The sequence below is a fragment of the Cobetia amphilecti genome, assembly GCF_032923285.1.
GTDB lineage: Bacteria > Pseudomonadota > Gammaproteobacteria > Pseudomonadales > Halomonadaceae > Cobetia > Cobetia amphilecti.
In genome coordinates, this window is record NZ_CP136695.1 from 114,837 (window position 1) to 139,394 (window position 24,558).

The 24,558-nt window shown below is 64.5% G+C and carries 19 protein-coding genes and 1 pseudogene; 13 read left to right on the forward strand and 7 right to left on the reverse strand.

Annotation, left to right across the window (positions count from 1 at the left end):
* The first annotated feature begins 46 nt into the window (after positions 1–46).
* The 10 genes from R1T44_RS00520 to R1T44_RS00565 all read left to right on the forward strand — a co-directional run bounded on the left by R1T44_RS00520 (position 47) and on the right by R1T44_RS00565 (position 9,988).
* On the forward strand, positions 47–1,246 hold the full coding sequence (locus R1T44_RS00520) for an NAD(P)/FAD-dependent oxidoreductase (RefSeq protein ID WP_317292377.1): 1,200 nt from the start codon (positions 47–49) through the stop codon (positions 1,244–1,246).
* A gap of 39 nt (positions 1,247–1,285) precedes the next feature.
* Positions 1,286–1,672 carry a sirohydrochlorin chelatase gene (locus tag R1T44_RS00525; protein WP_317292378.1) on the forward strand — a complete coding sequence of 129 codons (387 nt, stop codon included), beginning with the start codon at positions 1,286–1,288 and terminating at the stop codon, positions 1,670–1,672.
* A 266-nt stretch (positions 1,673–1,938) separates the two neighbouring features.
* A complete protein-coding gene (locus R1T44_RS00530) occupies positions 1,939–2,850 on the forward strand; it encodes a MerR family transcriptional regulator (protein WP_317292379.1) in 912 nt (303 codons plus the stop codon).
* 49 nt (positions 2,851–2,899) lie between these two features.
* Positions 2,900–4,396, forward strand: a complete 1,497-nt coding sequence (phrB, locus tag R1T44_RS00535) for a deoxyribodipyrimidine photo-lyase (protein ID WP_317292380.1) — start codon at positions 2,900–2,902, stop codon at positions 4,394–4,396.
* Positions 4,397–4,462: 66 nt separating this feature from the next.
* Positions 4,463–4,948 (forward strand): nuclear transport factor 2 family protein, encoded by a 486-nt coding sequence (locus R1T44_RS00540; protein WP_317292381.1) that lies wholly within the window; start codon positions 4,463–4,465, stop codon positions 4,946–4,948.
* 135 nt (positions 4,949–5,083) lie between these two features.
* On the forward strand, positions 5,084–5,908 hold the full coding sequence (locus tag R1T44_RS00545; RefSeq protein WP_317292382.1) for an SDR family NAD(P)-dependent oxidoreductase: 825 nt from the start codon (positions 5,084–5,086) through the stop codon (positions 5,906–5,908).
* A 97-nt stretch (positions 5,909–6,005) separates the two neighbouring features.
* Positions 6,006–7,352, forward strand: coding sequence for an NAD(P)/FAD-dependent oxidoreductase (locus R1T44_RS00550; protein ID WP_317292383.1), 1,347 nt, complete (start codon positions 6,006–6,008; stop codon positions 7,350–7,352).
* Positions 7,349–8,167, forward strand: a complete 819-nt coding sequence (locus R1T44_RS00555; protein ID WP_317292384.1) for a DUF1365 domain-containing protein — start codon at positions 7,349–7,351, stop codon at positions 8,165–8,167. The genes R1T44_RS00550 and R1T44_RS00555 overlap by 4 nt, the downstream gene beginning before the upstream one ends.
* Before the next feature lie 10 nt (positions 8,168–8,177).
* Positions 8,178–9,461, forward strand: a complete 1,284-nt coding sequence (locus tag R1T44_RS00560) for a cyclopropane-fatty-acyl-phospholipid synthase family protein (RefSeq protein WP_317292385.1) — start codon at positions 8,178–8,180, stop codon at positions 9,459–9,461.
* Positions 9,449–9,988, forward strand: a complete 540-nt coding sequence (locus tag R1T44_RS00565; RefSeq protein ID WP_317292386.1) for a DUF2878 domain-containing protein — start codon at positions 9,449–9,451, stop codon at positions 9,986–9,988. The genes R1T44_RS00560 and R1T44_RS00565 overlap by 13 nt, the downstream gene beginning before the upstream one ends.
* Positions 9,989–9,993: 5 nt before the next feature.
* Here R1T44_RS00565 and R1T44_RS00570 read toward each other — a convergent pair whose 3' ends face one another.
* On the reverse strand, positions 9,994–11,832 hold the full coding sequence (locus R1T44_RS00570; protein WP_317292387.1) for a putative bifunctional diguanylate cyclase/phosphodiesterase: 1,839 nt from the start codon (positions 11,830–11,832) through the stop codon (positions 9,994–9,996).
* Between the two features lie 297 nt (positions 11,833–12,129).
* Between R1T44_RS00570 and fabA the strand changes: the two genes are divergently transcribed.
* On the forward strand, positions 12,130–12,645 hold the full coding sequence (gene fabA, locus R1T44_RS00575) for a 3-hydroxyacyl-[acyl-carrier-protein] dehydratase FabA (protein ID WP_043334808.1): 516 nt from the start codon (positions 12,130–12,132) through the stop codon (positions 12,643–12,645).
* A gap of 13 nt (positions 12,646–12,658) precedes the next feature.
* Positions 12,659–13,876 (forward strand): beta-ketoacyl-ACP synthase I, encoded by a 1,218-nt coding sequence (gene fabB, locus R1T44_RS00580; RefSeq protein ID WP_153636683.1) that lies wholly within the window; start codon positions 12,659–12,661, stop codon positions 13,874–13,876.
* Positions 13,877–14,018: 142 nt separating this feature from the next.
* On the opposite strand, the gene R1T44_RS00585 is transcribed toward fabB, so the two are convergent.
* The 5 genes and pseudogenes from R1T44_RS00585 to R1T44_RS00610 all read right to left on the reverse strand — a co-directional run bounded on the left by R1T44_RS00585 (position 14,019) and on the right by R1T44_RS00610 (position 20,858).
* Positions 14,019–14,738, reverse strand: coding sequence for a lysophospholipid acyltransferase family protein (locus tag R1T44_RS00585; protein ID WP_317292388.1), 720 nt, complete (start codon positions 14,736–14,738; stop codon positions 14,019–14,021).
* A gap of 60 nt (positions 14,739–14,798) precedes the next feature.
* On the reverse strand, positions 14,799–15,683 hold the full coding sequence (locus tag R1T44_RS00590) for a sugar nucleotide-binding protein (RefSeq protein ID WP_043334814.1): 885 nt from the start codon (positions 15,681–15,683) through the stop codon (positions 14,799–14,801).
* A gap of 62 nt (positions 15,684–15,745) precedes the next feature.
* Positions 15,746–18,254 (reverse strand): annotated as a pseudogene (locus tag R1T44_RS00600) (EAL domain-containing protein).
* A 444-nt stretch (positions 18,255–18,698) separates the two neighbouring features.
* Entirely contained in the window at positions 18,699–19,355 is a 657-nt protein-coding gene (gene ssb, locus R1T44_RS00605; protein WP_278421209.1) for a single-stranded DNA-binding protein, read from the reverse strand.
* Between the two features lie 87 nt (positions 19,356–19,442).
* On the reverse strand, positions 19,443–20,858 hold the full coding sequence (locus tag R1T44_RS00610) for an MFS transporter (protein ID WP_054556904.1): 1,416 nt from the start codon (positions 20,856–20,858) through the stop codon (positions 19,443–19,445).
* A gap of 208 nt (positions 20,859–21,066) precedes the next feature.
* Here R1T44_RS00610 and uvrA point away from each other — a divergent pair, with 208 nt between their 5' ends.
* Positions 21,067–23,946, forward strand: coding sequence for an excinuclease ABC subunit UvrA (gene uvrA / locus R1T44_RS00615; RefSeq protein ID WP_317292390.1), 2,880 nt, complete (start codon positions 21,067–21,069; stop codon positions 23,944–23,946).
* 185 nt (positions 23,947–24,131) lie between these two features.
* Here the strand turns inward: uvrA and rplQ are convergent, their stop codons facing one another.
* Positions 24,132–24,518, reverse strand: a complete 387-nt coding sequence (gene rplQ / locus R1T44_RS00620) for a 50S ribosomal protein L17 (protein ID WP_043334820.1) — start codon at positions 24,516–24,518, stop codon at positions 24,132–24,134.
* Positions 24,519–24,558 lie beyond the last annotated feature (40 nt).

Consider the following 24,558-nt stretch of genomic DNA (forward strand, 5'->3'; position numbering starts at 1 on the left):
ACGACCCGTACCCCCTGAACACCGCCCGCGCAGGAGTCGCCTCCAGATGCCAGTATCGTCCATCGCCATCATCGGTGCCGGTATCGCCGGATTGTCAGCCGCCACCCGACTGGCCGCGCAGGGCCATGCGGTGACGATATTCGAGAAGGCACGCGGCCCCGGCGGACGCCTGGCCAGTCGCCGCACGAGCGAAGGCCCCATCGACATCGGCGCGCAATACTTCACGGCGCGTGATCCACGCTTCCAGTCCGCGCTCGAGCAGTGGCGGGCCGCAGGCGTCGTCGCAACTTGGGGTGAGAGGCTGTTGAGTCTCGGCAAGTCGCCCTCTGACGAGAGCCAATGGCAGCGGCTGCGCGATGATTCCACCCGCTACGTGGCCAGTCCGCGCATGAGCGCCCTGAGCCGCCACCTCAGTGAACAGCTGCCGGCCCACGCCAGTCTGCACAGCGAAACGCGTATCACGCGCCTGATCGCGGACGAGGGCACAGCGCCAGGCAAGCGCTGGCGACTCGAGGACAGCGACGGTGATCAGCACGGCCCCTTCGATCACGTGGTGATCAGCGCACCGGCGCCGCAGGCACGCGCCCTGCTGAGCACGGCCGGCACCGACGCCCGGGGGGCGGCGCTCGCCGAGGACTCGCTGGCCCCGGCCCTGAGTGAGGCGCTGGCGCAGGTGGAGATGGCGCCGACCTGGACATTGATGGCCACTCTGGAGACGCCGCTACCCGCGCTGGGGGGCGACGCCGACTGGCAAGGGTTGCTGGTCAGTCGCGGTGATGATGGCCCGCTGCGCTGCGTGATGCGCCAGCATTCGCGTCCCGGCCGCCAGGCACCGTCACATGCCAGGGAGACCCTGAGCAAAGAGACCCTGAGCCTGCTGGCGACCGCCGGCTGGAGCCGAGCGAATCTGGAGAAGTCGCCACAGGAGGTCGCGACCTTGCTGTGGCAGGCCTTCGAGGCACTGCCGGAGCTCCGCGAGCTGGCGCCGGGCTGGAGCCAGGGCAAGGTCACCCTCACGACGCACCGCTGGCGCTACGCTCACCCGACCCAGACGCTGCCGCAGACCTCAGCGGCAGCCGGCCACAATGTCTATGTCCACAATGTCTATGACCAGAAGGGCTATGGCCAGGGGACATCCGGGCTATGGCTGGCCGGAGACGCCCTGCGTGGCCCGCGCGTCGAGGACGCCTGGCTGTCAGGGCACGAGGTAGCCGAACAGCTGCTCAACACCCTCGCCGACAGCTGATACGCTGCCGCGCCCCCTCATCGCCCACAGGATAGCTGTATGACTACGTCCACAGATCACGACAACGCCTTGATTCTATTGGCCCATGGGTCACGTGACCCGCGCTGGCGCGAGCCCTTCGAGGCACTGGAAGCCACGCTGGCTTCCCGCCTCAAGCGCCCGACGCGTCTGGCCTATATGGAACTGTGCGATCCGCTGCTGACCGACACCATCGATGCCCTGGCGGCAGACGGTGCCACGCGTATCGACATCCTGCCGCTGTTCTTCGCGGCCGGCCGTCATCTGCGTGAAGACGTGCCCGCCATGCTGGAAGGCTCGCAGCGCCAGCACCCCGACTGCCCCATCAGTCTGCTTGACCCGGTGGGTGCACATCCGGCCTTTGTCGAGGCCTTGATCCAGATTGTGGAGCAACAGGACAACGCCTAGACGGCCGATTTCATGACGGGACCTTCGGCGTCAAAGGCGCTGTGATGCACCTTCAAAACATGCGCACCGGGGATGCGACGCAGCTTGCCTCTTGTCAGGCTCTGGCGGCTGCGCCATCCTGATGCCCACATGTACAGCTAGTGCACAAGATGCATTGCCGGTATCCCACAGCGCCCCAAGTGACGACACTTCAACTTTACCCTGTGTGTCGTCCTCACCTGTGCTTCACCCGGGATGCCTCGTCACCGCCAGAGGTAACACCATTCATGACTGACAAGGCCACGGAAACTGCCAGTTCGCCGCTGTTTCCGATCCGCGAAGTCTCTCGCCTGACCGGCGTCAATTCGGTCACGCTGAGAGCCTGGGAACGCCGCTACGGACTGATCGAGCCCCGCCGCACGCCCAAGGGGCATCGCCTGTATGCCCGCGAGGATATCGAGCGGATCGAACACATCCTGCAGTGGCTCAACCGCGGAGTACCTGTCAGCCAGGTACGCGAGCTGCTCGACCAGCCGCAGCCGGAAAGCACGCCGATACCGGACGAAGGCAGCTGGAGTGGCCAGCAGCAGCTGGCGCTGGCCGCCATCGACGCCCAGGACGAGGCGCGCCTGGCCGAGCTGTACAACCAGAGCCTGGCGCTGTACCCGGTCAGCAGCGTGGTCGAGCGCCTGTGGCGTCCGCTGCTCGAGCAGCTCGAGGAGCGCGGTACCGCCACCTTCGGTACCCGCCTGGCCCAGTGCTTCTTCGAGAGCTTCCTGCGCTCGCGCATCGGTGCCCGGCTGGTGTTTGCCAATCAGGAGCGTCACGCCCCGCATATCACGCTGACTCGCCTGCCGGAAGAACCTGGCCTGAGCTGGCTGCTGCTGTTCGCGCTGGTCGCCAGCGACGCCGGCTATCACGTCAGCCTGCTGGATGGCCCACTGCCGCTGGCGGAACTGCCGCTGGCCGCAGAGCGTCTGCAGGCACAGGCCGTGGTGCTGGTCGGCACCCAGGCCGAGCGCTCGGATGTCATGCGCCGTCAGTTGCCGCGGGTCGCAGAACAATTGAGCGTGCCGCTGGCCATCGCTGGCCCGGCCGCCCAGATTCGCCAGCAGGAGCTGGTAGACGGGCCCATTGAAGGCCTGGGGGCCGACCCGATTCAGGCGGTCGCTCGCCTGAGGTCCTTGATGGCACGTTGATCGCAGGCTCCTGCTCGGCATTGGTTTCACCGATCGCCAAGGAGCCCCGATGTCATCTGACTCACCATCCGCCTCTTCCCCCGCCTCCGCGCCAGCGGGGGCTCCCCTGCAGCTGGTCTGGCTGCGCACTGACCTGCGCGTACACGACAACACTGCTCTCTCGCAGGCCGCCGCACGCGGCCCTGTCGTGGCCGTCGTCGCCCCCTGCCTGGCGCAGTGGGTCGAGCACGGCCACGGCGCCAACAAGCTCGACTTCCTGCGCCGCGGCCTGCATGTCCTGCAACAGGCACTCGCCGGCTATCACATCCCGCTCAAGGTGCTCGACTGCGACACCTTCGCCGAGGTGCCCGAGGCGCTGGCCGCGCTGTGCGATCAGCTGGGGGCCCAGGCTCTGCACTTCAATGACGAATATGCCGTCAATGAGCGTGAGCGCGACCGGCGCGTGCGTGAGCGCCTTGCCGAGAGCGACGTCCGCCTGCATCGCTACACCGACATGCTGGCCTTCACGCCCGGCGAGCTGCTGACCGGCAAGGGCGATTACTACGGCGTCTTTACACCCTTCTCCAAGCGCTGGCACAAGGAAGTCGATTCCCGTCGTCTGGCGCTGAACGAGGCACCTGAAGTGCAAGCCACGCCCCGTGACGCCCAGGGGCGCGAGATCCACGGCGACGCCATCCCGCCACTGCCCGAGACGCTCAAGGGCGAGCCGGCGACAGCGCTGGACGCCGAGCTGTGGCCGGCCGGCGAAGAGGCCGCGCAGGAGCGTCTGGAACGCTTTCTGACCTTCCGCGCGCGCCGCTACCACGAGCAGCGCGATATCCCCGCCACCCGGGGCACCAGCGAGCTCTCGCCCTATCTGGCACTGGGCATGATCTCGGCCCGCCAATGCTACGCCGCCGTGCTGGCAGAGAACGGCAGCCTCGCCGATGGCGATGTCGGCCTGACCAGCTGGGTCAACGAGCTGATCTGGCGTGAGTTCTATCAGCACATCCTGGTCGGCTTCCCGCGCGTCAATCGCCACCGTCCCTTCCAGCGTCATACCGAAGCCCTGCAGTGGCGCGATGACGACGCAGGCTTTGCCGCCTGGTGCGAGGGCCGTACCGGCTACCCCATCGTCGATGCCGCCATGCGTCAGCTGGTGCAGACCGGCTGGATGCACAATCGCCTGCGCATGGTGACGGCGATGTTCCTCACCAAGCATCTGCTGATCGACTGGCGGCGTGGCGAGGCCTTCTTCATGACCCATCTCGTCGATGGTGAGCTGGGCGCCAACAATGGTGGCTGGCAATGGGCGGCCTCCACCGGCACCGATGCCGCGCCCTATTTCCGCATCTTCAATCCGACCACCCAGGGTCAGCGTTTCGACAAGGACGGCGAGTTCATCGCGAGCATGGTGCCGGAGCTGACCGAGCTGCCGGCCAAGCGGCGCCACCAGCCCAGTGCGGATGACTGCCAACAGACGGGCTACCCACGACCGATCGTCGACCACAAGGCCGCCCGCCAGCGGGCGCTGGATACCTTCAAGGCGCTGTCAAAAAGCGAATGACCCCTCAAGCGGCCTGCTGATCTTCAGCAGGCCGCTCTTGCATCCCTCCCCTTCAGGAGCATTGCCATGCAATCGCTACCCGACGAGATGAGCCCGGCCCTGACTCGGGTATGTCGTCTTTACGAAAAGCTGGACAAAACCTCTACAGAACTGCTCAAATCAGTCTACAGTGACGATATCGTCTTCCGCGACCCCCTGCATGAAGTCCGCGGCCTGACGGCACTCAACGCCTATTTCTCAGGGTTGTACATGAATGTCGCCGCCATCGACTTCGTCTTTCATCACCCGCTGGGGCCGATGCCTGCGCAAGCCGCCGGCCCTGCGGATGAAGGCAATGAACAGGGACTCGCCTGGCTCAGCTGGACGATGACCTATCGCCATCCCCGTCTGAACGGGGGCAAGGACATCAGCGTGCAGGGCGCCTCACGCATCGAGTTCCGAGACGGTAAGGTCATCCAGCACCGTGATTTCTTCGATGCCGGTGAGCTGCTCTACGAGCAGGTGCCCGTACTGCGCAACGTGATCGGCCTGCTGAAACGTCGCATGGACTGAGCAGCAGAGGGTTTGGCCACTGGTGACATCCATACGGACAAACCCAGCGTTCTCTGAATCAGTGCCATCCAGATTCGCCAGGCCAGACAGGCAAGGCGCAGACACGCACAGGCACACACATGCCAAGGAGGGGAAATGGCCAGTCATGGTTCGAGCACCACATCGACGACCGCATCGACGTCCACAAAGGCTCGCAAACGCATCTGGCTGACCGGCGCCAGCTCCGGCATCGGCGAAGGGCTGGCGCGCCGGCTGCTGGCGGATGGCCACCGGGTCGCCCTGAGCGCGCGTTCCACCGACAAGCTGGAGGCCATCGCAGCCGATGCCGAGCAAGGCCCCGGGGAAGCGCTGGTCATGACGCTCGACCTCACCGACCGTGAGGCCATCCGCGCGGCGGCCAGTCAGATAGAGGCCCGCTTCGGTGGACTCGACCTTGCACTGCTCAACGCTGGCACCTGCGAATATCTGGATGTACGGGAATTCGAGGCGGACCTGGTCCACCGCGTGTTCGCGACCAATTTCCAGGCCGTCGTGGATGTGATCGAAAGCGCCTTGCCGCTGCTGCGCATGGCAGCGGCAGACGGCGGTGAGCGACCGCAGCTGGCTGCGGTCTCCAGTGCCTCGGCCTACCTGCCGTTGCCACGTGCGGAGGCGTATGGCGCCTCTAAGGCCGCGGTGAGCTACTTCCTGGAGTCGCTGCGGCTGGACCTAGACAACCAGGGCATCGATGTCAGCGTGATTCACCCCGGCTTCGTCAAGACGCCGCTGACCGAGCGCAATGACTTCCCGATGCCGATGCAGGTCACTGTCGACCAGGCGGTCGAGGCGATCGTGGCGGGGCTCGCGCGTCATCGGCTCGACATCCATTTCCCGCGCCGCTTCACGCTGCTGGTCAAGTTGCTGGGCATCCTGCCCGCCCCCTTGCGACGCAGCATCGGCCTGCGCATGACCCGCGACTGACGATTCATTGCCGGTGAGGCAAACAGGCCTGCCAGTGCACCTTCCCGCAGCCCAGCTGCTGACGACATGGTTCGACTCGTTTTCCTTCTGGAGTGGCATGAATACAACAACGACACACGCGACAGCACCTCTGGACCGCCAGCGCATCGCCGTCATCGGCAGCGGCGTCAGCGGCATGTCAGCGGCCTACTACCTGAGTCGCAAGCATGAAGTACATGTCTTCGAGTCAGCCGAGCGCCTGGGCGGTCACACCGCCACCATGGATGTACAGTGCGCCGATGGCAGCGACTGGGCCATCGACACCGGCTTCATCGTCTTCAATGACCGCACCTACCCGCATTTCCAGCGCCTGCTGGAACGCCTCGACGTGGCCTATCAGCCCACCGAGATGAGCTTCTCTGTCCATACCACCGCCGAGGACTTCGAGTACAACGGCCATACCCTGCTGTCGCTGTTCGCCCAGAAACGCAACCTGCTGCGTCCGCGCTTCTATCGCCTGCTGCGCGACATCCTGCGCTTCAACAAGCAGGCTGCCGCCGATCTGGACAACGGCAAGCTCGCCGAGGGCGCGACCTTGGCCAGCTATCTGGATGCCAATGGCTACTCGCAGGTATTCCGTGAGCATTACCTGCTGCCGATGGGCGCGGCGATCTGGTCCGCCAGCATCGCGGATATCACACAATTCCCGCTGCTGTTCTTCGTGCGCTTCTTCCGCCATCACGGCCTGCTGTCGGTCAATGACCGCCCGCAGTGGTTCACGCTGGTCGGTGGCTCGCGCGCCTATATCGCACCGCTGACCGAAAGCTACGCCGAGCGCATTCAGCTCGACAGCAAGATCACCCGGATCCTGCGCGATGCCGACGGCGTGACGCTTGAGCATGCCGATGGTCGCCGCGAGCGCTTCGACCAGGTCGTGCTGGCCTGTCATGCGCCACAGGCACTGGCGCTGCTCGGCGATGCCAGCGAGCAGGAGCGCGAAGTGCTCGGGGCGATCACGACCCAGCGCAATGACGTGGTGATGCATACCGACACCTCACTGCTGCCCAGGCGCAAGGCAGCCTGGGCGAGCTGGAACTATCGCCTCGACGGGCGCGACGACGCCCAGCGGGCCAGCGTCACCTACGACATGAACATCCTGCAATGCCTTGAGGAGCGTACGCACCCGCCTCGTGAGACCTTCTGCATCACGCTCAATGACAGCGACGCGATTGATCCCGATCGGGTGCTGGGGCGTTATGCCTATGACCACCCACGCTTCACGCTGGCTGCCGAAGCCGCCAAGGCCCGCTTCGAGGAGATTTCCGGTGTTCAGGCAACCCCGAACGGCAAGGTCGGCCACACCCATTTCTGTGGCGCCTGGTGGCGCAATGGATTTCACGAGGATGGCGTATGGAGTGCGCTGCGGGTCGCCGAGGCACTGGGCGCTCGCGAGGCAGACGATTGAAGGCGCCCGCCAGCCGCATCGGCTATGGCACGCTGCGCCACCGTCGTCACGCGCCGCGCCTGCATGCCTTTCGCTATCGCGTCGCCATGGCATGGCTGGCGCTGGATGAGTTGCCGGCACTGATGGCCGGCAAGCGCCTGGTGAGCGCCAGTCATGCCGCACCATTGGCCTTTCGCGACAGTGACCATCTGCCGGCTGCGATCCACGACATTGCCGATGGCCCACTCGAGGAACGGGTGCGCGCCGCCTGCCAGCGCGAGCTTGCCCGCAGTGGCGATCACGCGCCGCTGCCACAGGGGCGCATCTTTCTGCTGACGCAGCTGCGCCACTTCGGGATCGGCTTCAACCCGATCCGCCTCTATTACCTCTATCACGCCTCAGGCCAGCTGGGCGCCGTGCTCGGTGAGGTGACCAATATCCCCTGGGGAGAGCGCGTACTGTATGCCGCCCGCACGGACCCGCAACGACGCATGCAGGCGGCGCAGTTCGACAAGCGCATGCATGTCTCGCCCTTCATGCCGATGGGCATGCGCTATCACTGGCGCTTCAACGACCCCAGCGCGGATGAGCTGTTGCTGCACATGGAAAACCATCCCCTCACCGGGGATACGGCGCGGATAGCGCAGCACTCGCTGTTCGATGCCAGCCTGAGCCTGCATCTGGAACCGGCTACCCCACGCGCCTTTCATCGCCTGCTGCTGCGTTTCCCCTGGATGACGCTCAAGACGGTCGCAGGCATTCATTTCGAGGCGCTGCGTCTGGCGCTCAAGCGCGTGCCGATCTTCGACCATCCGCGCTCGCCGTCTTCATCATGAGGAACTCATCATGAGCCAATTCGAACCCGCTCCCCCCACACTGGCCGCGACCCGGGCACCGGCAGACCGCCTGACTCGGCTGCTGCGGCCACGCCTGCTGCGCATGCTCGACAAACTCGAGGGTGGCAGCCTGACGGTGCTGGAAGGTCGTGAGCGCCACGTACTGGGCAAGGGCGGCGCGCGTAACGTCACGCTGCGTATCCATGACTCACGCGCGTGGCGGCGCATGGCGCTGGGTGGCACCGTCGCGGCGGCGGAGGCCTACATGGATGGCCAGTGGGAGACGGATGATCTGGTCGGGCTGGTGCGCCTGTTCGCCTACAACCTCGAACAGGTCAATGACTCGGTGGACAGCGGGACGTCGCGCCTGTCCAAGTGGGCGCTGAGCGTCGCCTACGCGCTGGCGCGCAATACGCTGGCGGGTTCGAAGCGCAACATCTCGGCGCATTACGATCTCGGCAATGATCTCTTCGAGCTGTTCCTCGATCGCGAGCACCGCATGTATTCCGCGGCGGTGTTTCCCTATCCCGAGGCCAGTCTGGAGGCGGCCTCCACCCACAAGCTGGAGAAGCTGTTCAACCTGCTGGAACTCGGGCCGCAGCATCACCTGCTGGAAATCGGCACCGGCTGGGGCGGGCTGGCGATCCATGCCGCAAGAACACGCGGCTGCCGCGTGACCACCACGACCATCTCCGATGAGCAGCACGCCTATACCCAGGCGCGCATCGCCGCGGAAGGGCTGGAGGATCGCATCACGCTGCTCAAGGAAGACTACCGGGCACTGGAAGGCCGCTTCGATCGCATCGTCTCGGTGGAGATGATCGAGGCGGTCGGCCATCAGTATCTGCCGACCTACCTGAAGACCCTCGAGCGCCTGCTCGAACCGGCAGGCCTGATCGCACTGCAGGCCATCACGATTCGCGATCAGCGCTTCGTGGCCGCCAGCCGCGAGATGGACTTCATCAAGCGCTACATCTTCCCCGGCGGCTTCCTGCCGTCCCATGCGGCGATTCTCAGCGCCATGCAGCAGGACACCCAGCTGAACCTGTTGCAGCTCGAGGATATCGGCCTGCACTACGCCGCCACGCTCAAGGCCTGGGGGCAGCGCTTCGAGGCGCGTCTCGGGGAGGTCTATGCGCAGGGCTACGACGAGCGCTTCGTGCGCATGTGGCGTTACTACCTGGCGTACTGCGAGGGGGGCTTCCGCGAGCGCACCATCGGCACCTGTCAGCTGCTGCTGGGGGGGCCGGGGGCGCGTCCGGTCCAGGCGGGACTTCAGGATTGGGACGCCTGAACATGCCGTCCGAGCGCTATGGAGCACTGCTCAATGCCGGGCTCTTCCAGCTCGGCTGGTTATGCTGCGTACTGGGCGGCTCGACAGTCGCCCTGCTGGCCACGCCGCTGATACTGGCCGTGCATCTGTGGCTGATCGTGCCGATGGGTGAGCGTCTGCGCGAGCTGCGCTGGCTGGCCGCCTTCGTGGCGCTGGGCATGGTAGTGGATGGCAGTCTGTCACTGGCCGGTGGCTACACCATCACCTCGGACACGCCTGACTGGGCGCACTGGCTGCCCCTGCCTGTCTGGATGTGGTGTCTGTGGCCGCTGTTCGCCAGCACGATCCATCATGCGCTGCGCTGGTTGTGGCAGCGGCCCTGGCTTGCGGCGGCTGGCGGCGCCATCAGTGCGCCGCTGTCCTATTACGGCGGGGCGCAGCTCGCCAGTGTGACCCTCGCCGACTGGCTGCTACCGGCCCAGGCGCTGATCTGGGGCGGCCTGTGTCTGGGTATCGCACGCCTGCAGGGACATGCCGAGCGCGCCTGAGCGCCTCAGGCAGCCTTGATGGCCAGATTGCCGGCCTCGTAGCCATTGAGCCGCTCGATGACCTCCCCCGGGGATGCCGGCCGCGAGAAGTAGAACCCCTGGATCCAGCCGCAGCCATTCGATACCAGATATTCACGCTGTTCGGCGGTCTCGACGCCTTCCGCGATCATCTCCATGCCCAGGCCCTTGGCCATCGCCAGCACCGCCATGGTGATGGCGGCATCCGCACGCTCGCCGGGCAGACTGCGGATGAAGGCGCGGTCCAGCTTGAGCTTGTCCACCGGCAGGTCCTTCAGATAGGCGAGTGAGGAATAGCCGGTGCCGAAGTCATCCACCGCGATCTGGTGGCCGCGAGCGCGTAGTGCCGCCAGGCGCCGTGAGACGTCACCGGCACGCTCATCCAGCAATACCGATTCCGTCAGCTCCAGCCCGATGGAGCTGGCAGGCACGTCATACTCCATCAACAGGCCCGCCAGCGAGGCCTCAAAGCCCCCCTGGATCAGCTGCAAGGCCGAGACATTGACCCAGATGCACAGGCGGTGACCGGCGCGCCGCCAGCTGGCCTGCTGCTGTACTGCCTCGCGCAGCACCCAGTTGCCCAGGCGCAGCATCAGGCCATGGCGCTCGGCCAGCGGCACGAATTCGGCCGGTGAGATGGCACCCCGCAGCGGGTGCTTCCAGCGCAGCAGCGCCTCGACACTCGCGACCTTGCCGGTGCTGGCGTCGTGCTGACATTGATAGTGCAGCTGCAATTGCCCCTGGCTCTCGATGGCGACCCGCAGGTCATTCGCCAGCCCCAGCTGCAGGTCACCGCCCGCGTCCAGTGCGGGCTGAAAGCGCATGTCGGTATTGCGGCCATGCCGCTTGGCGGCATACAGGGCGCTTTCCAGGCGCTGCATCAGCACATCGGCGTCAGCGCCATCCTCCGGGGCGCGGCAGCTGCCGATCGACAGCGCAAGGTGCAGCGCCTGATCGCCGATCTCGAAGGGCTTGGTCAGTACCTGACGCAGCTCATCCACCCAGACGGTATGCTCGCCCCCTGCCGTGGAGCGCAGAATCACGAACTCGTCGCCGCCGATGCGCCCGACCACGCCGCCCCGCGCCAGCGCCGTCAGACGCTGGGAGAACTGCTGCAGCAGACGATCGCCCCCTTCCGCGCCCAGGGCATCATTGATGCTCTTGAGCGCATCGATATCGATCAGTGCCAGGTCCATCGCCTCCCCGGCGCGCAGGCCATTGAGGCGACTGACCAGCAGGTCGCCCAGCCGGCGGCGATTGGGCAGGCCCGTCAGGGCATCTTCCAGCCCCAGGCGCTGCAGGTCCTGCTCGCGTGCCTTGTGGCGGGTGATGTCGGTAAAGAGAGCGACATGAAAGACGTCGCCGCCCTGCTCGATACGGCGTGCCCGCAGCCACTCGGGGTATTCATCCCCCTGCTTGCGCCGATTCCAGACCTCGCCCTCCCAGTGGCCATTGACCTCGAGCGCCTGGCGATAACGGGCGTGAAATTCCTCGTCATGGCGCCCGGAAGACAGCAGGGAAGGGTTGCGACCAATGATCTCTTCCGGTGCGTAACCGGTGATATGACTGAAGGCGGCGTTCACGGCCAGCACCCGATTGTGGCGATCACTGATCACCAGACCATCACTGCTCAGGTGCACGGCGGCTTCCAGCAGCTGACGATGCAGCAGCTGGCGACGACGCTGGCGCGCGATGTCCAGCCCCGCCAGAACGGCAGGCAGCAACGCGGCAAGACGCAGCTCGAGCCCCGGCAACCAGGGCAGCGCTGTCAAGGCAACGAGCGCCCCGATGATCAGGGGCCGATTGAAGTGGGCTTGCGGCCACATAAGCAGCTCTCGGTGGAAGGGGTCATCGGGGATGATCCTGCATTTGCAGGGAGCAGGCCACTCTCGGCACGGCTCCAGCGGATTGCGACCGATGCCGGCAAAGAGGATCCCGCGCGAATCACACACTAGCTCCTATCGACCACTTTCCCGCCAGCTGTAGGACTTATTTGCACCCGCCCTTGCTGCCCTTTAGTCTGGCCCCCACGTGCATTCAGGGGTGCCAGCCATTAGACTAGCCCCATTCAGGCGCTCAGGTGCCTCGTACGGCATTACCATCCCGCTACTCGGAATGACTCAGTGACCAAGCAACACTCCTTTACTCGCGACGAGCTGCTGGCCTGTGGCCAGGGCGAACTCTTCGGCCCGGGCAATGCGCAACTGCCTGCTCCCAACATGCTGATGCTGGATCGCATCACTCACATCAGTGAGGAAGGCGGTAGCCACGGCAAGGGTCAGCTGATTGCTGAGCTGGATATCTCTCCGGACCTGTGGTTCTTCGACTGCCACTTCCCGGGTGATCCGGTGATGCCGGGCTGCCTGGGCCTCGATGCCATGTGGCAGCTGGTGGGCTTCCACCTCGGCTGGCTGGGCAATCCGGGCCGTGGCCGCGCGCTGGGCTGCGGCGAGGTCAAGTTCTCTGGCCAGGTGCTGCCGACCGCCAAGAAAGTGACCTACACCATCAACATCAAGCGAGTCATCACTCGCAAGCTGATCCTCGGCATCGCCGATGGTACAGTGACAGTTGACGGTCGCGACATCTATCAGGCCAACGACCTGCGCGTCGGTCTGTTCACCTCCACTGCGAACTTCTGAACGGGAGGCTCCCATGCGTAGAGTGGTAGTCACCGGGCTGGGCATTGTTTCCTGCCTGGGCAATGATCGCCAGCAGGTCCTGGAATCGCTCCGCGAAGGACGTTCTGGTATCCGCCGCAAAGAGGAATACGCTGAGCTGGGCTTCCGTAGCCACGTGGCCGGCGTTGTCGACATCAATCTCGAAGACCACATCGATCGCAAGCAATTGCGCTTCATGGGGGATGCTGCGGCCTATGCCTACATCTCCATGGCGCAGGCGATTGCCGATTCCGGTCTCACCGAAGCGCAGGTTTCCCACGAGCGTACCGGCCTGATCGCCGGTTCCGGTGGCGCTTCCTCCGCGAACCAGGTCGAGGCCGCAGACGTGATGCGCGCCAAGGGTCTGCGTCGCGTCGGCCCCTACCGCGTCACTCGCACCATGGGCTCGACCGTCTCTGCCTGTCTGGCCACGCCGTTCAAGATCAAGGGCATCAACTACTCGATCTCCTCGGCCTGTGCCACGTCTGCCCACTGCATCGGTAGCGCCGTGGAACAGATCCAGCTGAACAAGCAGGACATCGTGTTTGCCGGTGGTGGCGAAGAAGAGCACTGGACCCTGTCCTGCCTGTTCGACGCCATGGGCGCCCTGTCCACCAGCTACAACGACACGCCGGAAACCGCGTCGCGTCCCTACGACAAGACCCGTGATGGTTTCGTCATCGCGGGTGGCGGCGGCATGCTGGTACTCGAGGAGCTGGAACACGCCAAGGCACGCGGCGCGAAGATCTACGCCGAAGTGACCGGCTATGGCGCGACCTCCGATGGCCACGACATGGTGGCACCGTCCGGCGAAGGTGCAGCACGCTGCATGCGTCAGGCGATGGCGACCGTGAATGGCGATATCGACTACATCAACACCCACGGCACCTCGACGCCGGTGGGCGATGTGGCCGAGCTCAAGGCCATCCAGGAAGTCTTCGGCACCGCCAGCCCGGCAATGAGCTCGACCAAGTCGCTGACGGGTCACTCGCTGGGCGCCACTGGCGTGCAGGAAGCCATCTACTCCATGCTGATGATGGAGAACGACTTCATTGCCGCGTCTGCCAACGTCAGCGAGCTGGATGACCGCGCCGAAGGCCTCGACATCGTCACGACCCGTCGTGATGGCGTCAAGATCGACCGTGTGCTGTCCAACAGCTTCGGCTTCGGTGGCACCAACGCCTGCCTGATTCTGGAACGTTTCCAGGACTGATCCAGCACGCGTTCAGCAGGCATGCAGTCTGCAGATATGCGCTGGTGTGAGACACGAAAAGGCCGCCCTTCGGGGCGGCCTTTTTGGTGGCTGTCCGGTACTCGCTGGCGGGCACCGGATGCATCAGAAGCGCGACAAGCTGTCAGGCGCCGACGCTATCGGCCGCCGCTTCCTCTTCCAGCGGCGGACGCTGGACGCTGGAGATTTCCTGCAGCTTGGTCTCGACCCAGGCCTCGACATCGGCGATCACCGCATCCGGCTTGCGCCCCGCCGTCTCGATGGCCGGGCCATAGGCGACATGGATGGTGCCCCGGCGCTTGATCCAGCTGTCGTTGGGCCAGATCTCACCGGCATTGTGCGCCACCGGCACCACCGGCACGCCGGCACGGCAGGCAATCGCGGCGCCGGACTTGTTGAACTTCTTGCGCGTCCCCGGCGCAATGCGCGTGCCTTCCGGGAAGATCAGCACGGTAAAACCGTCCTTGAGGCGCTGGGTACCCACTGACAGCACCTGCTTGAGCGCCTTGGCCGGCTGGGTGCGATCCAGCGGAATCGGCTCCAGCAGTTTCAGCCCCCAGCCGAAGACCGGAATCTTCAGCAGCTCCTGCTTGAGCACGGTGCATAGCGGGCGCTTGGCCACCTGCAGATAGATGGTTTCCCACTCGCTCTGGTGGTTGGCCAGCAGCACGCAGGCCCCCTCAGGCAAGGCGTCACGTCCAGTCACCTGCACCTTCACGCCGCAGGTCAGACGGAACCACCACAGCACGATATGGTTGTAGCTATGCAGGACACGGTAGCGCGCCTGTAGCGGAAGGCAGGCCGCCAGCGGCACCAGCACCACGGCGCTGAGCAGCAACGCCATGAAATAACCTACATAAAACAGCACGCTACGCAGCGCATTCACAGGCACAGTCTCCACAGGTCAGATCGAATCAGGGCGAGATGAGCCGGAGGCGCGCTGCGCGATCCAGTCATCCATCAGGCGGGATAGTTCGAGGCGCCACGGCTTCTGATGCACACCGAAGGTGTCCAGCACGCGACGGCAGTTGAGCACGCGCCGCAGCGGCGTACCGGCATTGAGGGTCAGCGCCTTGAGCGGGCCTGCGGCCACCGTCTCGCCCAGCCCCTCGAGGCGGGTGATCAACTGGGTGCGTACGACACTGACGAAGGCGTAGGTGCTGATGGGCTCGGTGCCGGCCAGATGGTAGGCCCCCCAGGCATCCGCACCGCAGCGCTGCTGCTGGAGCATGCCGATCAACGCCATCGCCACGGCATCGACACTGGTCGGGCACAGGATGACATCCTCGGCGGCACGCACCTCTTCCCCTGCCAGCAGACGCTCGATCAGTGTCGGCAACCAGGCATCGCGCCCTTCCGGACCGAACAGCGGGCCCAGACGCACGATCAGGTGATTGGGCAGCTCGGCACGGATGCGATCACCTGTCGCGATGACGCGGCGCAGCGCCGTATCGATCGGCGAGGGCACCTCGTCCTCGTCGAGCAAGCCTTCGCCGCCCTGCTCGAACATCTGATCTGCCACGCACCACACCAGCGGTGTGCCGGTCTCGATGCAGGCGGCCAGCACTTGCTCCACCGCCTCGGCATGCGCCATCACCTCGGCAGGTGCGGAATCGGCCGGGCGTGCGAACGGCGGCACGATGACGACATCCGCCTGGCTGGCGCGGATGTCATCGGCACCAATACGGTCAGACTCGACGGCGTTGAGCTCAAGATCGGCGCGCGTACCGGCCGCACGAATCAGACCCAGGCCAAGACAATGCCCGGCATCTAGCAGCAAGAGTTTCACAGGCAGGCTCCAGCAAACAGGCGCATCGCCGCAAGAGGCGACGATGCAAAGGTGTCATTCTATCAACCTTGCAGACTGGCTGCAGGCCCGTTGTTGCGTGGAGTGATGGGGATCAACGGGGCGCCGATCGGGTGAGGACGGCCGATGCCGTAGCCTTGCACGAAGTCGACACCGATCAGCTCGAGGGCGGGGATCAGCTCAAGGCGCTCGACATATTCCGCCACCGTGATGATGCCCATCTGGGCACAGATGCCACAGATGGCGGAGACGATGGCGGCGTCGAGGCTATCGCGAGTCAGGTTGCGCACGAAGGCGCCGTCGATCTTGAGCTGGTTGACCGGCAGCTCCTTGAGGTAGGCAAAGGACGACATGCCGCTGCCGAAGTCGTCCAGGGCGAAGCTGCAGCCGAGCCGGCGCATGCTGTAGATGAACTCGCGCGCCTGGGCCAGATTGCTGATGGCCGCCGTCTCGGTGATCTCGAAGCACAGCCGCTGGGGGCATGACGGAGCTTTGCGTGACCAGCGCCGCCAGCTGATCGCGCATGCGCAGGTCACCCATGCTCTGACCGGAGAGGTTGATCGCCAGCACGGCATCCGATTCGATGCGGCCATCATCGGACTCCAGCACCTGCAGCGCCTGGGTGACGACCCAGATATCAATCTCGGGCATCAGGCCGAATCGCTCCGCCGTCGCCATGAAGTGCGCCGGGGCCAGGTGCTCGCCCGAGTCGTTGACGTAGCGCAGCAGCACCTCATAGTAGGGCTTGCTGGTGGCATCACTCAGCGAGCGGATCGGCTGGATGTACAGCGTGAAGCGATCATTCTCCAGCGCCTCGTGCAGAAGCGGCAGCCATTGCACCTCGCGCTGGGCACGCTCGAACCCCGCATCTCCGTCATGGTAGGCATGTACCTGATTGCGCCCGCTCTGCTTGGCCATGTAGCAGGCACCATCCGCCTGACGCAGGACTTCGGAGGCCTGGACACCGCCCTCGACCGGCGCGACCCCGATACTGACGCCCAACTGGAATGGCCGCCCCTCATCGTAGTAGCGATAGGCACTGACGGCCGCGCACAGCGCTTCGGCACGCTCGATGGCCTGCTCGCGAGAACAGCGATAGAGCAGCACGGCGAATTCATCGCCCCCCAGGCGTGCCAGTACATCCGTTTCCCGCACATGCGCTCGCATCAGCGCGGAGAGCTCGCGCAACACGGTGTCTCCGGCCGCGTGGCCGCAGGTGTCGTTGACCACCTTGAAGAAGTCGAGATCCAGGTACAGCAGCTGGTGAAAGCCGCCATCGGCCAGCGCCGCGGTGAGTGAGTCATCGAAGGCGGTGCGATTGTGCAGGCCGGTCAGGCTGTCGTGATGCGCCTGGAAGTTGAGGCGCCGAATCATGGCCTGGCGATAACTGATGTCGCGGAAGACCAGCACGGCCCCCTCGACATCCCCACTGCGACGGCGCACGGGCGAGGCCTTGAGTTCCACGGCACATTCACTGCCATCACGTGCCACCAGCAGCGTCTGGCTGGACATGTGCACCACTTCGCCACGCTGCAAGACCCCTTCCAGCTGGCTGGCGACCGACTGCAACGTACCTTCATGGCGCAGCTGCAAGATGCGCGCCCAGGGGCGCCCGCGGGCCAACGACGGGTCCCAGCCACACAGTTCGGCAGCGATGGGATTGATGTGCTGGATATGGCCCTCGCGATCGAGGCTGATCACTCCTTCATCGATGGAATCCAGCATGACCGCCACCTGATCGCGCTCATGACGCAGCTCCCGGGTCCGATACTCCAGCAGGCCATCAAGACGCGAGCGGTAATGGCGACTGCGACGCATGCGCTGCTCGGCACTGATGGCCAGGAGTGCCAGCCCCAGCACGGCCAGGGTCGCGATCGCGATGGCCAGGGCCAGCCACAGATTCTGCCCGGAGTTCATGCCCACCCCGGCGGGAGAGATGATGGGCGTGGTCAGCGGCATCATCTCCATCGCCGCCATGCCGATGTAATGCATGCCGGCGATGGCAAGACCCATCGCACCGGCCGCCAGGGCCTGATAGATACGATTGGGGCGGCGCTGGCGCAAGAAGAAGCCTCCCAGCCACAGGGCCGCCGTCGCGGCCACCACCGCCACCACGATGGACACCGCGAACAGCAGCGGGTCATAGCGGTATGGCATGTGCATCTGCATCGCCGCCATGCCGGTGTAGTGCATCGTGGCGATGCCGCCGCCCATGATGGTCCCGCTCGTCATCAACAGCATCGGCGTCAGGCGTGGCAACGTATTCACCCAGAGTGCCAGCCCCGAGGCCAGCATCGCGATCAGCACCGACAACGCCGTCAGGCCGGGCGCATAGGTGACCGAAGCCGGGCTTTCATACGCCAGCATGCCGATGAAATGCATGGCCCAGACACCCAGCCCCATTGCCACGGCTCCGCCCACCAGCCAGCCGAGGCTGGTGGCGCGCGAAGGGGCCAGCGCGACCTGACGAATCAACTGCAGCGCTGCATGTGAAGCCAGCACTGCAACCACGATTGACAGGGCGACCAGTGGATAGGAATAACTGCCATGCATGAATAACCTCAATCATCAGGGGCATGCCACAGTCGGCAAGATAGGGGCGGAAATCCGACAACGGCGTCATGTCGCCAGCACCCCCTCTGGAGTACCACGACAGGCTTCTCAGGCCATGGATTGCCACCCGACAACACTGGCAGTCCAACGGCGAGATACCAAGAGAATACGGCCATGAAGCGTTTTTTGCACAACGCTCGTTTGCAACGCATGTATGAGCCGCAATGGACTGGCGCTCAACCTCCCTTACGCGCGGCACTAGCCACTGGATGTCGCGCTCGGAATCATTTCTCATGATCGGCGATAATTCATGAAAAACAGTCGCTTACATAAAAAATATCGCGAACATCTCATGGTTGATTCAAAAAAAAGCCCTCGCTGAACGAGGGCCTTTTCATCGTTATCGCTTGCGCGCTCTATCGGCGCACAGGCGAAAAACTTTATTCAAAACGGGATTTCATCATCGAAATCATCGAAGCTGCCCGCGGGCGGCGCACCGAAATTGTTGTTCTGGGAGTTGTTCTGCTGGGCAGGCTGCTGGCCACCGAAGTTGTTGCCCTGCTGAGGGGCCGGCTGCTGACCACCGAACTGACCGCCTTGCTGAGGGGCCGCCTGCTGACCACCGAACTGGCCACCTTGCTGCGGGGCCGGCTGCTGACCACCGAACTGGCCACCCTGCTGGGGGGCTGCGGCCGGTTGCTGGCCACCCTGCTGAGGCGCCTGCTGCGGGCGACCACCAGCGAAGTTGCCGCCGCCACCTTCACCACGCGTATCCAGCATCTGCATGTCGTTGGCCACGATTTCGGTGCTGTAACGGTCATTGCCGTTCTGATCCTGCCACTTGCGCGTCTGCAGGCGGCCTTCGATATACAGGCGTGAGCCTTTCTTGACATATTGCTGGGCCACTTCAGCCAGCTTGTTGAACATCACCACACGGTGCCATTCGGTACGTTCCTGACGCTGACCGCTCTGGCGATCATTCCAGGTGTCCGTCGTCGCGAGGTTCAGGTTGCACACCGCACTACCGGACGGGGTGAAGCGAACTTCCGGGTCTTGACCGAGATTACCGATCAGAATGACCTTGTTTACGCCACGAGCCATGAAGATTACTCCTGCAAATAGACCGGCGCGCCATGGGCACCGGAGAAGGTATCGAGTGCACCGGCAATGTGTTGCCGATGTCAGGGTTCAGCTGGCAGGCACTTCCGCGCCTGCCGGAGTTTCGTCATCACGCTGGCGAGTGAAGCGGGCCAGCGCCTTGTCATCCAGTGTATCGCGTGTGACCTTGAGATAAGCGACCCGTTCCTCACGCACCACGAGCGCCTCTTCCACGCCGGCGATCGCCAGCAGGCGTGTCTGCAGCTCGACGGCCGACAATTGCGCGGCCTCGGGTGACAGGCCGATCACTTCACTGCCCAGATGTCGCGGCGGTTGCATGCCCCACACCACGGCCAGCCACAGAATGGCGACCAGCCCCATGGCGAAGAACACGCCGCTCAGTCCGAAATGCCCGGTCAACCAGCCGCCCCCGACACCGCCCACGAAGGCGCCCAGGAACTGACTGGTGGAATAGACCCCCATGGCCGTACCCTTGGCACCGGCCGGGGCCAGCTTTGAGATCATCGACGGCAAGGTCGCCTCAAGCAGATTGAAGGCGACGAAGAACAGCCACAGCAGGCCGAGGAACATCGCCAGCCCCGCATGCTCGATGCCATCGACTCCCAGCAGCAGCAAGCTTGTCGCGATGGTCGCGACGGCCCCCAGGAAGACGGGCTTCATGCGCCGATACTTCTCGGCCACGATGACCAGCGGCAGCATGGCGACAAAGGCCAGCCCCATCAATGGCAGGTAGATCCAGCCATGATGCGCCGGGGCGATGCCGAAATTGACCAGCTGCTGGGGAATGGCCACGAAGCAGGCGGTCAGGATCATGTGCAGCGCAAAGATCGACACATCCATGCGCAACAATGCGGAATTCGCGAGGATACCCTTGAGCTGGCGCCTATCAAGCCCCACATCCTGATGTTGACGCCTGGGCGCAGCTGGCACCAGCTTCCAGAGCACGAACAGGCTCGCGACGGCCATCACGGCGGTCAACCAGAAGACCCCCGACAGGCCGAAGGCATCTGCGGCCAGTGGCCCTGCGACCATCGCCAGTGCAAAGGCGACCCCGATCGACATGCCGATGGAGGCCATCGCCATGGTGCGAACCTCCTCCCGGGTCTGATCGGCCAGCAGTGCCATGATCGCTCCCGCCACTGCGCCGCTGCCCTGCAGACAGCGCCCGAGGATGATCATCTCGATGCTGTCGGCCGTCGCCGCGACCAGCGAGCCCAGAATGAACAACCCGAGCCCGAAGCCGATCACGGCCTTGCGCCCCAGCCGGTCTGACAGCCAGCCGAACGGAATCTGCAGCAATGCCTGGGTCAGCCCGTAGCCACCCAGCGCCACACCGACCAGTGTCGGCGTCGCTCCGGCGAGGTCACGGGTATAGAGCGCCAGCACCGGCAACACCATGAACAGCCCCAGCATGCGAGTCGCATAGAGGCTGGCAAGGCCGACGATGGCGCGGCGTTCCGGCGCGAGCAGTCGAGAGGTTTTCATGGGCGGCGGCGGGCTCCGGAGCATGACAGTCAAGAATGAGGGAGGCCGACCACGTGGGTCGCCGAGATGTGACGTCCAACGGTGGTCGCCCACCAATGGACTGCATATTCTAAGGCCCGCTTGGCGGCTTTGAAAGCATGCAGCCTTTGCCGGGTGTTTCACCCGCGCCTTATAATCGTTGCTTTTATCGACGCAGCCCGAGGTGGCAATGGACAGGATTCAGGTGAGGGGTGCGCGCACCCACAACCTCAAGAACATCGATGTCGAACTGCCGCGTGACAAGCTGATCGTGGTGACCGGACTTTCCGGTTCCGGCAAGTCATCACTTGCCTTTGACACTCTCTATGCCGAGGGACAGCGGCGCTACGTCGAATCACTGTCCACCTACGCACGTCAGTTCCTGTCGATGATGGAAAAGCCGGACATCGACCATATCGAAGGTCTGTCACCGGCGATTTCCATCGAACAGAAATCGACCTCGCACAACCCGCGCTCCACCGTCGGCACCATTACCGAGATCTACGATTACCTGCGCCTGCTGTATGCACGCGCAGGTACGCCGCGCTGCCCGGACCACGCGATCGATCTGGAAGCCCAGACCATCTCGCAGATGGTCGATCAGGCGCTCGCCCTGCCGGAAGGCAGCAAGCTGATGCTGCTGGCTCCCGTGGTCAGTGGCCGCAAGGGTGAGCACCTCCAGCTGCTGTCAGAGCTGCGCGCCCAGGGCTTCGTGCGGGCCCGCATCGACGGCGTGATCGTCGAGCTGGATGATCTCAAGCCGCTGGAGAAGAACAAGAAGCATGACATCGACGTCGTCGTCGATCGCTTCAAGGTGCGCGAAGACCTCAAGCAGCGTCTGGCCGAATCCTTCGAGACCGCGCTGAACCTGGCCGACGGCAGCGCACGCCTGCACTTCATGGATGGCGAACAGGAAGACCTCGTCTTCTCCTCGCGCTTCGCCTGCCCGGTGTGTGGCTATGCGCTGGCCGAGCTGGAACCGCGCCTGTTCTCCTTCAACAACCCGGCGGGCGCCTGCCCGACCTGTGACGGCCTCGGCGTGAAGCAGTATTTCGATCCCGAGAAGCTGATCAGCCATCCTGAGCTGTCACTGGCCGAAGGCGTCATCAAGGGCTGGGACCGCCGCAGTGTCTACTACTTCAGCCAGCTGCAGGCCGTTGCCGAGCATTACGGCTTCGCGCTGGAAGCGGCCTGGGAGTCGCTCAGCGATGAAGCGCGTGATGCCGTGCTCAATGGCAGCGGCCGCGAGGACATCGCCTTCAGCTACGTGAATGACCGTGGCCGCAAGGTGACTCGCGAGCACCCCTTCGAGGGCGTGCTGCCCAACATGGAGCGCCGTTACCGCGAGACCGAATCCAACATGGTGCGCGAGGACCTCGCCCGCTATCTGGCGGTCCAGCCGTGCCCGAGCTGCGACGGCTCGCGCCTGCGTCGTGAAGCGCGCAACGTCTATGTCGATGACCGCACGCTCTCCGAGGTCGTGCGTCAGCCGATCGGTGAAGCGTGGGAAGAGTTCGGCAAGCTGAGTCTGCCGGGACGCAAGGGCGAGATCGCCGCCAAGATCGTGCATGAGATCCAGGCGCGCCTCGAGTTTCTCGTCAATGTCGGCCTCGACTATCTGACTCTGGAGCGCAGCGCCGACACCCTGTCCGGCGGTGAGGCGCAGCGTATCCGTCTCGCCAGCCAGATCGGTGCCGGCCTGGTCGGGGTGATGTACATCCTCGATGAGCCGTCCATCGGCCTGCATCAGCGCGACAATATTCGCCTGCTCAAGACGCTGATCCATCTGCGCGACCTGGGCAACACCGTGATCGTGGTCGAGCATGATGAGGACGCGATTCGCGCCGCCGACCACGTGCTGGATATCGGCCCGGGCGCCGGCGTGCATGGTGGCGAGATCGTCGCCCAGGGCACGCCGGAGCAGATCGAGGCCACGCCTGGCTCATTGACCGGGCAATACCTGAGCGGCGAGCGCGAGATCGCCGTGCCGCCCTACCGCCTTCCGGCCAACCCTGACAAGGTGCTGCGCCTGACCGGTGCCACCGGCAACAACCTGCAGGATGTGACGCTGACGCTGCCGACAGGCCTGCTGACGTGCATCACCGGGGTCTCGGGCTCAGGCAAGTCGACGCTGATCAATGCCACCCTGATGCCGCTAGCGGCGCATGAGCTCAATCGGGCCACCACCCTGACGCCCGCGCCCTACGGCACCATCGAAGGGCTGGACCTGTTCGACAAGATGGTGGATATCGACCAGAGCCCCATCGGGCGGACGCCGCGCTCCAACCCGGCGACCTATACCGGCATCTTCACGCCGATTCGCGAGCTGTTCTCCGGCACCCAGGAAGCACGCGCCCGCGGCTACAAGCCGGGCCGCTTCAGCTTCAACGTCAAGGGCGGCCGCTGCGAGGCCTGTCAGGGCGACGGCCTGATCAAGGTCGAGATGCACTTCCTGCCCGACATGTACGTGCCCTGCGATGTCTGCAAGGGCAAGCGCTACAACCGCGAGACGCTTGAGGTGCAGTACAAGGGCAAGAACATCCACGAAGTGCTGGAGATGACCATCGAGGAGGCGCTGGAGTTCTTCTCACCGGTTCCGGCCATCGCCCGCCGCCTGCAGACGCTGATGGATGTCGGCCTCTCCTACGTCCGCCTCGGCCAGAGCGCGACCACGCTGTCCGGCGGTGAAGCCCAGCGCGTCAAGCTGGCACGCGAGCTGGCCAAGCGCGATACCGGCAAGACGCTCTATATTCTCGATGAGCCGACCACCGGTCTGCACTTCGAGGATATTCGCCAGCTGCTGGTCGTGTTGCACCGTCTGCGCGATCACGGCAACACCGTGGTCGTGATCGAGCACAACCTGGATGTGATCAAGACCGCCGACTGGCTGATCGACCTCGGACCGGAAGGCGGCTCAGGCGGCGGCCAGATCATCGCCGAAGGCACGCCGGAGCAACTGGCCACGCAGGAGATCTCGCACACCGGTCGCTTCCTGGCCCCGCTGCTGGAGTGCCAGAAAGCCACCAGTGCCACCGCGAGCAACAAGAAGAAGGCCGAGACCAGCAGCTAAGGCACTGGATCACGTCCCTTTCAGCTCCTCTGACTCACCTCGCCCCAGCACACTCTCAACACACCCCGGGGCGAGGTGAACCGTTCGGCAAATGACACGGGCGTGTCACCCGGCCAACTGCCAGGCATAAAAAAAGGCCAACCCGCGAGGGTTGGCCTTTTCTTGTGGACGAAGCAAGCCGAAGCTTACTCTTCGCCCGCTGCCTCGGAGGCAACCGGGCGATCGACCAGCTCGACGAATGCCATCGGGGCATTGTCACCGGCGCGATAGCCGCACTTCAGGATGCGCAGGTAACCGCCCGGACGGGAGGTGTAGCGCGGGCCGAGCTCATTGAAGAGCTTGCCGACCGCTTCCTTGGAGCGCGTGCGAGAGAACGCCAAACGGCGGTTCGCAACGGTGTCCTGCTTGGCCAGGGTGATCAGCGGCTCGATATGACGACGCAGTTCCTTGGCTTTCGGCAGGGTAGTCTTGATGACTTCGTGCTCTACCAGAGAGATGCACATGTTCTTGAACATGGCTTCACGGTGAGAGCTGGTACGGTTCAGGTGACGACCACTCTTACGATGACGCATGGTTGTGATTCCTTACCAGTCTGGGGCTTGAGCCGACCGG